The organism is Mesorhizobium sp. M7A.F.Ce.TU.012.03.2.1 (assembly GCF_004006095.1).
Lineage (GTDB): Bacteria > Pseudomonadota > Alphaproteobacteria > Rhizobiales > Rhizobiaceae > Mesorhizobium.
In genome coordinates this window covers 1,978,928-1,991,501 of sequence record NZ_CP034779.1, presented here as the reverse complement: position 1 = coordinate 1,991,501, position 12,574 = coordinate 1,978,928, and the positions used below count along the sequence as shown (strand labels likewise).

The 12,574-nt window shown below is 60.8% G+C and carries 9 protein-coding genes and 9 pseudogenes; 9 read left to right on the top strand and 9 right to left on the bottom strand.

Annotated elements, in window-relative coordinates:
• The 4 genes and pseudogenes from EJ079_RS09645 to EJ079_RS09630 all read right to left on the bottom strand — a co-directional run.
• On the bottom strand, positions 1-183 hold a 183-nt coding region (locus EJ079_RS09645), incomplete at its 3' end, for a beta-ketoacyl synthase N-terminal-like domain-containing protein (RefSeq protein WP_281040151.1).
• On the bottom strand, positions 184-465 hold the full coding sequence (locus tag EJ079_RS09640) for an acyl carrier protein (RefSeq protein WP_127808901.1): 282 nt from the start codon (positions 463-465) through the stop codon (positions 184-186).
• A gap of 151 nt (positions 466-616) precedes the next feature.
• Positions 617-828, bottom strand: a pseudogene (locus EJ079_RS09635) (hypothetical protein); the annotation flags it as partial.
• 595 nt (positions 829-1,423) lie between these two features.
• Positions 1,424-1,699, bottom strand: coding sequence for a hypothetical protein (locus EJ079_RS09630; RefSeq protein WP_063169403.1), 276 nt, complete (start codon positions 1,697-1,699; stop codon positions 1,424-1,426).
• Positions 1,700-2,466: 767 nt separating this feature from the next.
• On the opposite strand from EJ079_RS09630, the gene EJ079_RS09625 reads away from it, so the two are divergent.
• Complete coding sequence (locus EJ079_RS09625; RefSeq protein ID WP_127808900.1) at positions 2,467-2,883, top strand: hypothetical protein; 417 nt, start codon at positions 2,467-2,469, stop codon at positions 2,881-2,883.
• A 257-nt stretch (positions 2,884-3,140) separates the two neighbouring features.
• Here the strand turns inward: EJ079_RS09625 and EJ079_RS34270 are convergent, their stop codons facing one another.
• Together EJ079_RS34270 and EJ079_RS09605 are read right to left on the bottom strand one after the other, a co-directional pair.
• Positions 3,141-3,914 (bottom strand): cytochrome c, encoded by a 774-nt coding sequence (locus EJ079_RS34270; RefSeq protein WP_245481846.1) that lies wholly within the window; start codon positions 3,912-3,914, stop codon positions 3,141-3,143.
• Positions 3,915-3,923: 9 nt separating this feature from the next.
• Positions 3,924-4,203, bottom strand: a pseudogene (locus EJ079_RS09605) (DUF411 domain-containing protein); the annotation flags it as partial.
• A 794-nt stretch (positions 4,204-4,997) separates the two neighbouring features.
• On the opposite strand from EJ079_RS09605, the pseudogene EJ079_RS33740 reads away from it, so the two are divergent.
• From EJ079_RS33740 to EJ079_RS09580, 5 pseudogenes are all read left to right on the top strand, one after another.
• Positions 4,998-5,202: pseudogene (locus EJ079_RS33740) on the top strand (isopenicillin N synthase family oxygenase); the annotation flags it as partial.
• 8 nt (positions 5,203-5,210) lie between these two features.
• Positions 5,211-5,480 (top strand): annotated as a pseudogene (locus EJ079_RS09595) (pyridoxal-phosphate dependent enzyme); the annotation flags it as partial.
• A gap of 278 nt (positions 5,481-5,758) precedes the next feature.
• A pseudogene (locus tag EJ079_RS09590) lies at positions 5,759-5,922 on the top strand (thioredoxin domain-containing protein); the annotation flags it as partial.
• Positions 5,923-5,963: 41 nt separating this feature from the next.
• Positions 5,964-6,711, top strand: a pseudogene (locus tag EJ079_RS09585) (NAD(P)-binding protein); the annotation flags it as partial.
• Positions 6,712-6,740: 29 nt separating this feature from the next.
• A pseudogene (locus EJ079_RS09580) lies at positions 6,741-7,673 on the top strand (glutamate synthase subunit beta); the annotation flags it as partial.
• A gap of 69 nt (positions 7,674-7,742) precedes the next feature.
• Here EJ079_RS09580 and EJ079_RS33735 read toward each other — a convergent pair.
• Positions 7,743-7,937 (bottom strand): annotated as a pseudogene (locus EJ079_RS33735) (DUF459 domain-containing protein); the annotation flags it as partial.
• A 430-nt stretch (positions 7,938-8,367) separates the two neighbouring features.
• Here EJ079_RS33735 and EJ079_RS09570 point away from each other — a divergent pair.
• Complete coding sequence (locus EJ079_RS09570) at positions 8,368-8,760, top strand: hypothetical protein (protein ID WP_127808899.1); 393 nt, start codon at positions 8,368-8,370, stop codon at positions 8,758-8,760.
• A 436-nt stretch (positions 8,761-9,196) separates the two neighbouring features.
• Here EJ079_RS09570 and EJ079_RS34150 read toward each other — a convergent pair whose 3' ends face one another.
• Together EJ079_RS34150 and EJ079_RS33730 are read right to left on the bottom strand one after the other, a co-directional pair.
• Positions 9,197-9,445, bottom strand: a complete 249-nt coding sequence (locus EJ079_RS34150; protein WP_281040150.1) for a hypothetical protein — start codon at positions 9,443-9,445, stop codon at positions 9,197-9,199.
• A 62-nt stretch (positions 9,446-9,507) separates the two neighbouring features.
• Positions 9,508-9,855, bottom strand: a complete 348-nt coding sequence (locus tag EJ079_RS33730; protein ID WP_245481845.1) for a hypothetical protein — start codon at positions 9,853-9,855, stop codon at positions 9,508-9,510.
• A gap of 1,310 nt (positions 9,856-11,165) precedes the next feature.
• Here EJ079_RS33730 and EJ079_RS09555 point away from each other — a divergent pair.
• A pseudogene (locus EJ079_RS09555) lies at positions 11,166-11,362 on the top strand (insulinase family protein); the annotation flags it as partial.
• Between the two features lie 57 nt (positions 11,363-11,419).
• A complete protein-coding gene (locus tag EJ079_RS09550) occupies positions 11,420-12,478 on the top strand; it encodes a class I SAM-dependent methyltransferase (RefSeq protein WP_024504268.1) in 1,059 nt (352 codons plus the stop codon).
• Positions 12,479-12,574: the final 96 nt, after the last annotated feature.

Here is a 12,574-nt window from a genome sequence, read left to right as displayed (position 1 = left end):
GATGTCGTGCTGGGGCAGCGCCTTGATCTCAGCGCCGGTCATGCCCTCCAGGTCATGAAGCTCGGAATTGGCGATCGGGCCGATGGCGGAGCGGCCTTCGCGCATCTCTTTCCACATAGAGGCGGCGTCGGTGCCCAGTCCGCACAGGCCGCCCACTCCGGTGATAACGACGCGCCTGTCCATTCAAGCCTCCTTCGCAAGCAAGCCGCGGACGGCTTCCACGACGTCGCCGACATTCTTGAGATTGGACCAGGCATCGGCCGTGTTCATGTCGATCTTGATGCCGTAGGCCTGCTCCACATCCCAGAGGACGTCCGCCAAACCCAGCGAATCGAACCCGAGCGCGTCCAGTTCCGTGGCGATTGTTATCTCGCCGACGAATGACGCAGGCATTCCCTCACCGCTCTCCGACTCGGCGCGTTTCTTGATCAGGGCAATGACGTCCGRTGCGAATTGATCGGCCATTCTGTTTCCTGTCTTTCTTTCCCGCGTTTCGACCTGGACGCGGCTCAGTTCCTGAGGCGCGCCGCGTCGCGAAAGCCATCACGCTTGGGCAACTGACAAAGCCCAATGCTCATAAAGCCGGATCAGGTCCGGCCGGTGTGTGGCGTAGGTGCAGTATGACGATGTGAGCCGCTACACSGTGCGCGTCGTAGCCGATTGCGCGGGCTTCGGGTCTCGCGCCGGCCCAACTGCGGCCTGCTTTCGAATGGCTGGAAGGTTTCCAGTCTGTCCATAGGCTCGGAAGAAGTCGGACAGTTTGACATGGCCGGTCAGTTGCAACTCCCTTTCCCAGCACTCCACTGCCCGGTAGAGCGCATGAAAAATCTCCTTTCGGGCGGTTTCTTAAGACGCTCGCCACGCCATGAGGCAGTGGGGGCATCGGTGTGCGTCAGGTGCTTCTGCCCATGCAGGATTCCAGAACATTGATGAAATCGTTTGTTTCGATGAAAGGCATCCACACTTTGGATGGTTGACCACGCGTTCAAAGATCGTGAACTACATCTCGTCGTTGTGCTCGACGCACTCCCGACAGAGCGCAACCTCATGGGCGCGGCATGCAGGATTAATCGAGCCCAGCCGGTCATGAGTGCGGCCNCTACATCTCGTCGTTGTGCTCGACGCACTCCCGACAGAGCGCAACCTCATGGGCGCGGCATGCAGGATTAATCGAGCCCAGCCGGTCATGAGTGCGGCCTTGCCGGGTCGGGCGATAGGCAGTCATGCCCTGCCCTTCCTGCGGGTCAAGCACTCCGAAAAAACATTTCCCCCATAAATGCTAGATCTTCCGTTGCCTTTTCGCGTCACAGGCCGTCAAACGCCCGGCCGTTCACAACACTGATCCGGCAAGTGTTTGGCTGCGCGAGACGATGCTGCAGGGAGTCGTCCTGCATGGCACTTCGCTATGATGCTGCGGTGCCGTCTAACGGCGCCTCGTGCTTGAACGCACTGAACGACCACCGCGATCAAAATCGATGGTTCGAGGACCGTTGATCATCACCCCGCCAGCCTCGATCTTGTTTGCCGCCACGAGAGCGACACAGAGACTGCTGGTGAAGATGCCCGCCTGCCCGCTATGTTCCGGATGGTTGACCATCCCGGATGGACCCATCGAGGGTGTCAAGGCGAGCATGAGCACAGGCGCGAACAGTTCACGGGCAGGCGCGACGGTGGCCGCAAAGCAACGTCGCGCCAGCATGCGATCTCAGCAGGATCGGCACCATCCTGTCAGGGAGCAATGCGAGTGGCTGGCTTAGCCGCTGCGACGCTGCCCGGCATCGCGTTCAATTGATCTGGCGCCTTCAATGCAGGAAGGCTTCGCGGCCGGTACGAGGCGCATCCCTCCTCCGAAGCAGCACGCCCAAGTATCATCACAAGCCCCGAGCGCCCGCGTTCGGCGATGTCCAATTTCCGACAATGTCGGAATACAGTCAGATCTGCTGGATTGACTTTAAATGGTTTTCTCATTTGGCACAGCGCATGCTGGTTATCCGGAAACACGTGACCGACCAACAAGAAGTCGCATGATCACCTCACCAAAACATACAGCCGCGGAACAATCACTTGGCCCGAACTTGCTTATCGCCCTCCCCGTCACCACAACCGGGGCCATCCATGTCTGACGGGCTGCCCAGGATACCTACTGCGACCGCGCTTGCCCGGTGACGACCGCTCCGGCTCCGCCCGTTACCGACGAGGCAAAGTGACGGATTTCCTGCGTTTCAACGACATGGAGGTGGTTGTCATTCCCGCTGGGGGACAGACTCGGCCTGTTCAAGGCATTGCGCGAAGGCGGCAAGATGACGGCCACCCGTGCGCGAACTCAAGGAGCGCAGCCTGTATCGTGTATCAGGCAAATAGGCCGTCGGTCAGTGACCTTGACACAGGGGACATGCGCAAGGTCCTGAAGTTTGATGCAGCGATAGAAGGGTGCCAATGACAACAATAGCTTACAGGAACGGAACCATGGCTGGCGACGGCCGAGCCTTGGGTTTTGACTCAGTATCCGTCGGTGAGAAAACGAAGGTGTTTCGCTTATGCGACGGCACACTCATCGGCGTTTCCTCTTGGTCCTTGGGTATTCCAAAGGCCGTTCGAGACTGGGTTGAGAAGGGCATGGATGTTTCTGATATTCCTGTGCCGCGCAACGACGACAATTTTGAATTTGAGGCGCTGATAGTGCGCAAAAATGGGGAAGCCGTATTGTTGGACGGCAATTGGCTGCCAAGTGATCCCGTGAAAGGTGAATATTATGCCATCGGGAGCGGCAAGCAGTATGCTTTGGCCGCGCTGGTTTTGGGCAAGTCAGCTAAGGAAAGCGTCGAAGTTGCCGCGAAACTCGACGTTTGGACTGGTGGCACAGTCACTGCCATAACTCACTAAACCCGCCTTTCGGCGGGAGTCTGACAGTGCGAGCGTGGAAGTAGGGCGCCACCCCGGGCACGTCGAGCCCTGTCATCTGCTTGCGTTGTTGGACATGTGAGCTGGTCCATAAGCGCGCGAAAGCGTCCAGTTGTGGCCAAAAGCACGATTTGCGACAGAACCGGCCCGCTTCTATGAGTATGGGCCGCTTTTTGCGGCCAGCGTGCTTGCCATCCTGCCGCCAGTGGCCGTCGCCTTCTTCTTCCAAGGTTACCTCGTCATGAAGTAGAGCACCACGATCTTGTCGGAGAGATCGGAAGGCGGACGGCCCTTCCGTCCGCGTCGGCCAGTTCGAAAGGCGGCGCGGCCTGCTCGTCGATCGCCTGGAAGAACCTCTCCGCGCTGTCCCTCATCTTGTCGAGATCGGCGCCCGGATGGTGGGCCAGCGCGGAGGTCCCGAGGATCAGCGCCAGAAATTGAATCGCAAGCGACGGTTTCGCTTTCATGGACAATGCATTCCGGTTGGGGGCGTTCGAGGGCTCCGCGGCTAGGATTGGTCTCACTGTGTCTGCTCCCGCTCCCGGCGGCTCATCTGCCTGATAGGCGCGTTCCCGCTCGGGCCATGTGCTTTTGATGAAGGCCAGAACGGCCCGGATCTCCTCGTCGGTGAGGACATTCCCGAAGCCCGGCATGTCGCTCTGGTAGCCGCCGCCGACGACCGCGGCCGGTCCTGGCGCCGGCATGCGTCCCGAAGGCAGCGGGCTTTCCAATCGCGCTGACCTTCGCCTGGCTAAAACCGTCTTGCCTAGCGCTATCGCCGCGGCCGGGGCGCCGCCACCGGCCATCCGGTTGGCGAGCCAAGGCAATGTCCAGACCAATCCGAGGCCTGCCGCGGCCACGCATCGATAAGAGGACCGACGCCCTTCTCCTTTGCCGCCGCTGGAGAACAGGTACTTGATCAGCGCGGCCGTCCCGAGGACGAGCACGACGACGACAAGCAGCCACACCAGGCCCGTGCCGAACATCATCATGCCGCTCATGCATTCCATCATCGAAGCCTCCTATTCCGTGGCGTAGACGCCGCCGGTCCCGTCAGACTTCCGGATTTCGAGAATCTCGAAGGGCGCTTCCTTCGTGCCACTCATGCCGGGGGAGCCCATCGGCATGCCGGGCAGCGTCATGCCCTTTGATGTCGGGCCGCTCGGTCAAGAGCTTGTTGACCGTGCCGACCGGCACATGGCCGCTCACCACATAGCCGTCGATGAACGAGAGAAGGCAGCCATCGGCTTCCGGCGGAATGCCCTCTTCGCGGCTCATGGCGAAAAGGTCGTGAGTCGGCCTTGACGGTGATTCCTGGAAGGCCGATTCCAAGGCGAGCTGGCATTGAAGGCCGCGGTCCGGATGGTCACTACGCAGCTTGGTTCCACGATCGCAATGCTTGATCGCTGGCCATGGGCTCTCGCCCTCTCCTTTTGCCACACGAGGCGCCAGCTCACGTGTTGTTGTTGGCGTGCGCCGCGGCAACCGCTTTCACCAGCCGCTCCAGCGATCCCGCGCGCTCCAGCTCCGCAAAGAATGATGCGGCGTGACGCTACCCAGCCGGTGCTTCTCGGCCTTCCAATTAAACTGTCTCGACGAAAGAGCCGTCTCCGTTGCTCCGGTCTCGGTGTTGAGTTCTCTAAGGCTGCGCCACACCTTGGTCCCCACGCCGGCAAATGATCTCACTATGCAGCCCGTGCTCGCACGCTCTCAAACTAATTACCGCTGCTGCAACACGCCGCCTGGCGGCCTGCACCGAAAAGCCGACAGGGGTGCATCTGAATAGCCGTGAACCCCAGGTCTCAAAGACCATCCGGCGCGACGAGCGGACGCACCGCACGTGTGACACCCGCCTTGTGGGGCAGGGTTGCCTTTCTCAATCCCGGCGTTGGTCGGCGTCCCAATGAGCAGCAAGCTATTATCGGCCGCCGAATCTTAGTGGCTTCGTCGAGAGCCTCAATCAACCAAACGGCGAAAGCCCCGCTAGAGTCTCCGCCCGCCTGTCGCTATGAAGCAGTTGCAGCCAGCGCTGCTTCAGGCGCATGAACTCGCCCGATGCAATGATTTCCGTCGCCCTGGGTCTTTCGAAGGGCACTGTTTCTATTCCCTTCTTCTTCGGCGCGCGGCTTGATGCCGACATACGGTTTCTTGACCTGCCGCCTGAACTGGCTGCCGAAGCGGGTGCCCCGCCAGCGACCCCGACAATCCACTGTTCCGCAACTGCTGAAGAGCCGACTGCGCTCGCATCCCGATATTGCGCAACGGCACTATGCCGACATTCTAGAGACCGCAGCCGCATGAGCCTCGAGATGTTCCGCCGACCGTCGACAAAGGCGTCCTCTCGCCTGCGTCCGCCATTTGTCAGTGCTCGATCTGATTGGGGAGACGCCGGTCGTCGAACTGAAGAGATTCGATACCGGCAGGTGTCGTCGCTTCGTCAAGATCGAAAGCCAGAATCCCGGCGGATCGATCAAGGATCGCATTGCGTTGTCGATGATCGTTAATGCCGAACAGCGTGGCACGCGCCGGGCGGTACAATCATCGAAGCGACCGCTGGCAACACAGGGCTCGGCCTGGCCATCTGGCGGCACGAAGCGCGTGATCGCGTGTCCAAAAGCTGACAGCGTCAGACAAATGTCAGGTTCATTACAACCAACATCTGGGCACTGACGAGGTTTTTCGAAGCAATGGGCGCTAACTGCGCGCTGAGCGCGTTGGCATGGCTTTTGAGACTGAGTGACTGTGACTGCACTCAATGGGGCAAGACGAGCGATGCGCTCCTCCCTGAACCCGTGTGCCGTCTCTGAGAGGAAACCAGCTCGTGCAGAAACCTTTGGAAATAGCTTTGGACCGCAACGTGGTATTGCAGATGGAGTCCCCGGCTCCTTCGATTAGAGTCGAGAACTGGCTGCATGGCGAGCCCCTCACGAGCTTTGAGCCCGGCAAGTGTACATAGTCGAATTTTGGGCAACTTGGTGCGGCCCATGTGTGGACGGGATGCCCCATCTGATCCAGCTGCAGGGCGTCGCCAGGCGCACCATCTGGACAGCAGGAACTGGACTATGGGCAAGGTAACAGGCTTTCTCGAAATCGACCGGCAGGTGCACAAGTACCAGCCGGCCTCCGACCGCATCCGGCATTTCCGCGAATTCACGCTGCCGATGTCCGACAAGGAGGTCGAGAAACAGGCCGCGCGCTGCATGGATTGCGGCATTCCGTTCTGCCACGGGCCGACCGGCTGCCCGATCCACAACCAGATTCCGGACTGGAACGATCTCGTCTACAATGGCGACTGGGACAACGCGATCCGCAACCTGCATTCGACCAACAATTTCCCGGAGTTCACCGGCCGCATCTGCCCCGCGCCGTGCGAGGAAGCCTGCACGCTGAACCTCGAGGACATTCCCGTCGCCATCAAGACGGTCGAGCAGGCGATTGCCGACAAGGCCTATGAAACCGGCCACATCNTGCGAGGAAGCCTGCACGCTGAACCTCGAGGACATTCCCGTCGCCATCAAGACGGTCGAGCAGGCGATTGCCGACAAGGCCTATGAAACCGGCCACATCAGGCCCTATCCGCCGGAAAAGAAGACCGGCAAGCGCGTCGCCGTCATCGGCTCCGGCCCTGCCGGCATGGCGGCCGCCCAGCAGCTTGGCCGCGCCGGCCACGATGTCCATGTCTACGAGCGCGAAAGCCGGCCCGGCGGGCTGATGCGCTACGGCATTCCCGACTTCAAGATCGAGAAGCACTATATCGACCGGCGCATCGAGCAGATGCAGGGTGAGGGTGTGACCTTCCATTGCGGCGTCATGTTCGGCGAGCAGCTCGGCAACCGGCNGAGCGCGAAAGCCGGCCCGGCGGGCTGATGCGCTACGGCATTCCCGACTTCAAGATCGAGAAGCACTATATCGACCGGCGCATCGAGCAGATGCAGGGTGAGGGTGTGACCTTCCATTGCGGCGTCAATGTCGGCGTCGACAAGCCGGTTGCCGAGCTGCTCGCCGAACATGATGCCGTGCTCTATTGCGGCGGCTCGGAAACGCCGCGCGCGGCCGGCATTCCCGGCGACGATCTCGGCGGCGTGCATGACGCGATGCCCTATCTGGTGCAGCAGAACCGGCGTGTCGGCGGCGAACCGATCCAGTCGGTGGCGTGGCCGTCGCATCCGATCCTCGCTGGCGGCCAGCATGTCGTCGTCGTCGGTGGCGGCGATACCGCGTCCGACTGCGTCGGCACCGCCTTCCGCCAGGGCGCGGTGCGCGTCACCCAGCTCGACATCCGGCCGCAGCCGCCGGAAAAGGAAGACAAGCTGTCGGTCTGGCCATACTGGGCGACCAAGATGCGCACGTCATCCTCGCAGGCCGAAGGCGCGGAGCGCGAATTCCAGGTGGCGACGCTCGAATTCATCGGCGAAGAAGGCCAGCTGACCGGCGTCAAGTGCTGCGAGGTCGATGACAAGCGCAAGCCGATCGCCGGTACCGAATTCGTCATTCGTGCCGATCTCGCTTTCATCGCCATCGGCTTTGCCGGGCCAGCCGCTCGCGGGCCGGTGTCGGAACTGGCCGGCCAGATGAAGATCGCCATTGACAGCCGCCGCTCGAAGAATGTCGAGGCCAATGACCGGGACTACAGGACCAGCGTCGAAAAGCTCTATGCGGCGGGCGACGTGCGGCGCGGCCAGTCGCTGGTCGTCTGGGCGATCCGCGAGGGCCGCCAGGCGGCGCGCGCCATCGATGAGGCGCTGATGGGATCGAGCGTGCTGCCGCGCTGAGTCCGTCTCGAGACCCTACTTGTGCGGCCACCTGAAGGCGCTTTCCGCCCTTCCGCTGCCCCGGGCAGCTTACGGACTGATCGCCGTGGTCGTTTCGGTTGTGGCCCCGGCCGCAGGCTGCCGCCTTGGCGGCCAAGAAAAATCGTCGGCGCGGCCGGGCGCAGCAGCGGGCGCCTTGCCCTCGACGACGAATTTTTCACCGGGCCCGTCCGGCTTGGCCGGCGCTGCGGCACCGAGAAGTTCCGAACCGCCGTCGAGTGCCGGTGATTGCGAGTCGGCGTCGGTAGCCGGGTCGGCGGCCTCAGTCTTTTCCTTCGAGGGTGGACTACGCTACTGGCCAGTACCGGCAAAGCATCGAAGGAACTTACAATCATAAAGGTACGTCACTGGTCTCGCGGCTCACCTATGACGATCTAGACGCGCATTCGAGTGAAGTCTTCTTCAACGCGATCCACAATCCGACTGGCATTTTCGTAAAGGCCTCCTCGGTGCGGGCGGCATCAGGGAGGGTTTTCTCATGACGAGGACTTCTTACGGAAATGGGGGGCTACTCAAACACATTCAGTGATCAGCGCGGGGGCGGCGTCAGCTATTTCACCGCCGATCTTGGATATAATTTCTTGAACTCACCGCGCTACCGCATCGGTGCTTTTGTTGGCAACAATTTCTGGCACGAGAGCTACGACGCTTTCGGTTGCACGCAGCAGGCGACCAACTGGGGAACCTGTGTGCCAACCGTCCCACCTACGTCAACCTCATCAGCCAGGACAACGATTGGCATTCGCTGCGACTCGGCTTGGCCGGGCAGACGCAACTCACCGAGCGACTCAGCCTTTCTGGTGACGTGGCGTTCCTCTTCACACGGCTCGACGGCAAAGATCAGCACCACATGCGCCCCAAGATCAAGCTAATTCCCGAAGACGGCGATGGGCATGGCGTCCAGCTCGAGGCGGTGTTGCGGCCGTGGCGAATAACGGTACCGCTCATTTCGAAGAGGCAATGGGCGGTCGTGGTTTCCCCGCAGGCCGACGATTGGAAGGCAAAGCGCTACGGCGTTTTCGTGCAGGCTAGCATTAAGTTCAACTGAGAGAGCAAGAACCGAGGAGAGCGGCGATGCCACTCCAGCTCATTACGATCATTGGATCAACAGAAGGAAGTTTTCCGAAGAGTTCTGCAGGCGTGCGCAAAGTCGCCAGACAAAGTTCTCTCGGTCCATAGTGTACGTGCCGTCACGCCCGTTCTCGACATGGTTGAATGATACGTCCCGCGCGATCGATCAAAGTCGTTTTTCATTGGTTTTCCGGAAATCGCGCGGAGCACAGCGTGCTGTGACCCTCGCCTGCTGGTTTTCTGTCAACGCGCAGATGAGGGAGAATGAGCGTACAGCAAAAATCATCAGTGCTGTCGCTTTCGCCAAAGCCCGCCGCAGCTAAACGGGGTCCCACGCCCGGTAGCGCCCACTGCCGGTCACCTCACGGATGCCGAGTTCGGCACCAGCCCGAGCGCAGCGCGCTGGCTAATTTTCAGCTCGGCCGCGACTCTGCCGACACCAGCGGCCGCGCCAGCACCAGCTCGATCAGCGCCGGCAGGCTCGAGTTTTTGCGCCGGTTCCTGAGCCGGCGCTCCATCTGGCTTTTGGCCAGCGCCTGGATGATTGCAAGGCTGAAACAGTCGATGGAACGCCCCTCCAGCGAAGCCGAACCGGACGAGGCGCGCGCGCCAGGTCCTTCGGCTGCCATCGGCACGCTGGGTTTAAGTGCTTGGGGTGACACGGCGTGATCTCCGCCGTTGGCGGGAACAGGGCAGTGCAATAGTACTGCCCTGTTCCTTTTGATCAGAGGCCAGTGCGGATTTCTTCGGCAAGCGCCCTCAACGTCGTCTCGACGTCATCGCCGTTTACCATCTTCTGCATCGCCACGGCCCATGCGTTCATGGCTTCGCCGAAGCCGACACGCGGTGTGAAAGCCAGCGCGGCTTGGTCCTGTATCTTTTTGAAGCTGTCAACGAAGTTGTTGAACTCGGGCTGCGAAGCGTACTTAGTCCAGGTGTCGTCCTGCCAGGTCGACGTGCGCGGCGGATTGACGAGCTGGCCAGCAAGGGCACCCTTGAGCGCCACCTGCTTGGAGGTGGCCCACGGGATGAACAGCCAGGCCGTGCCCTTCTTTTCGGAAGCCGCGTTCATGGCGAGAGCCCAGATCCAGATGTCAGAATCCAAGCTCGTGGCGCTCGGTGCGTGCAGCGGCGGAGCGAAGGCGATCTTGCCGGATGCCGGCTTCCCGCAACATCGTTCCAGAAGCCGAACATATTTGAGTCGATCGTCTCGCGGTGCGGCCGGACGAGATGCCGTCCACGACCTGGTACCAGTTATCATTGGCGAAGGAAGGAGCCGCGCACTTCTTGATCATGTCCACGTAATGTAGTCGTATCCAGCATCGGTAAGCTTCGGATCGCTCAGGTATTTGTCCAGCGGCTCCAGGGCGCCACTCGGAGCGAGGTCCTACGCGGGCTGAATGCCAGTGCCGAACACATCCCATGCTGGCGACTTCGTCGTCAGTTGGATCGTCATCTTGTTCCAGTAAGAATCGTCTGGGTAGAGTTCCGGCGTGACCTTGATGCCGGGTCAGCTTCTCGAACTCCGGAAATTGCGCAGCGAGAGCATCCGCATAGGGGTGAATGTCGTAGGCCCAAGTTATGCTGGTCCCTTCGAATTGACGCCAGTTCACGGTGTCGGCAGCGGCCGAATTAGTGAGCGATGCCGAGACGGCAAAAAACGCCAAGTCAAAAGCAAGCTGTTTGCTAAGCGACGCGCACCTGTAACGAGTACGGGGAATGAGCGACCCATGTAATCCTCCCTGGGGCATTTTGCCAATTTTTGGGTCCACTCTCCATCCCGAGTTCGCTCATAGCCACAATAAGCGGTTTCCAACGACCTCGCTCTGAATGCACCAGGCCAACTGGGTAAAAACGGGTAACCGGCACTTAAAGGCGTTGTAGTATCGCCACCAGAAATACTGCTCCGTGGTGCTGGCCTTTGCCTGGGGGCGCAACACGGCAACTACCCGCTCAAAACGGTTGGTCCTCTACCTCTTATTCACCGTCGCTTTCCTCGCGGCCTAACCCGGCCGGAATATCCGTTGCCAGAAAAAGGCCTCGCGGCCGGTTCGAGGCGCATCCCTCCTCCGAAGCAGACGCTCAAGTATCGCCCACAAGCCCCGAGCGCTTCGCGTTCGGCGATGTCCAAATTCCGACAATGTCGGATACAGTCAGATCTACTGGATTGCGTTTGAATGGTTTTCTCATTTGGCACAGTACATGCGGGGTCATCCGCAAAACACGTGACCGACCAACAAGATTTCGCATGATCACCTTACCACAACATACAGCCGCCGCGGAACAATCACTTGGCCCCTGATCGCCCGCCCCGGCACCACAACCGGAGTCATCGATGTTCTGACAGGCTGCCCAAGGATACCTGCTGCAACAGGGCTTGCCCTGGTGACGACCACTCCGGCTCCGCCGGTTACCGACGAGGGCAAAGTGACGGATTTCCTGCTTTTCAACGGCATGGAGGTGGCTGTCATTCCCGACCACCGCGCCGGTCGTCACCCATATGGTCTGGTGCAGGATCGGCAGCGCGGATGAGCCGCCGGGGATATCTGCATGTCTTCGAGCATCTGATGCTCAAGGCGCCTCATGACGAGCACGGCTCCGTCGCCTGGAGAGATTGAACCCAAAGGGAGATTCAGATGTCTGAAGCGAATCAGGAAAAGTTGGACGCATTCTTGGGGAAAATGGTCGGCGATCTCGGTGCGATCGCAACGGGCGCGGGAGTCCTGCTAGGGGACAGACTCGGCCTGTTCAAGGCATTGCGCGAAGGCGGCAAGATGACGGCCGCCGAACTTTCGACACGCACCGGCACCCAGGAACGCCTCGTAAGGGAATGGCTTTCCGGGCAGGCGGCGGCGGGTTACGTCGACTACGATGAAGCGAGCGACAAATTCTATCTCAACGCCGAGCAAGAGCTGGTGTTCGCTGATGAAGACAGCCCGGCCTTCATGGCAGGCGCATTCGAGTTCCTGTCCGCGCTGTGGCTCGATGAAGAAAAGGTGAGGCAGGCATTCCAGTCCGGCAAGGGCGTCGGGTGGCACGATCATAGCGCGTGTCTGTTTCGCGGTACGGAACGGTTCTTCCGTCCAGGCTACAATGCCAATCTGATCGACTCCTGGCTGCCGGCCTTGGAGGGCGTCGTCGAGAAGCTCGAACGCGGCGTGGACGTCGCGGATGTTGGATGCGGTCATGGTGCATCGACCGTTCTCATGGCACAGGCCTTCCCCAATTCGCGCTTCGTCGGCTTCGACTATCATGCCCCTTCGATTGAGCGCGCCCGCAAGGCGGCCGAGGTAGCCGGCGTCGGCGTTAACACGCGGTTCGACGTGGCGGCCGCCAAGAGCTATCCCGGAACCTATGACCTCGTCACATTCTTCGATTGCCTTCACGACATGGGCGACCCGACGGGCGCCGCCACCCATGTCCACGGATCGCTCAAGCCGGACGGCACGTGGATGATCGTCGAGCCGTTCGCGCATGATCATCTGGCGGCGAACCTCAATCCCGTCGGCCGCGTTTACTATGCCGCTTCCACTTTCGTGTGCACGCCCGCATCCGTGTCGCAGGAAGTCGGGCTCGCGCTTGGAGCCCAGGCCGGTGAGGCGAGGCTGCGCAAGGTTGTGACCGGCGGCGGCTTCAAGCGATTGCGTCGCGCCGCGGAGACACCGTTCAACATGGTGCTGGAGGCCCGCCCTTAGCGTGGCCGTCGCCAGAAATTGCAGCCCATCGCATTTGATGAAGATCACCGCCAAAAATCCGGACGCATCGGGCACATTTTCAAGGCGCCTGGGTTC

Coding starts and splice junctions, on each gene's coding strand:
- EJ079_RS09630 (WP_063169403.1), bottom strand. CDS start 1,699: ATGCTGGCGCGACGTTGCTTTGCGGCCACCGTCGCGCCTGCCCGTGAA.
- EJ079_RS09625 (WP_127808900.1), top strand. CDS start 2,467: ATGGCTGGCGACGGCCGAGCCTTGGGTTTTGACTCAGTATCCGTCGGT.
- EJ079_RS34270 (WP_245481846.1), bottom strand. CDS start 3,914: ATGATGGAATGCATGAGCGGCATGATGATGTTCGGCACGGGCCTGGTG.
- EJ079_RS33730 (WP_245481845.1), bottom strand. CDS start 9,855: ATGAACGCGGCTTCCGAAAAGAAGGGCACGGCCTGGCTGTTCATCCCG.
- EJ079_RS09550 (WP_024504268.1), top strand. CDS start 11,420: ATGTCTGAAGCGAATCAGGAAAAGTTGGACGCATTCTTGGGGAAAATG.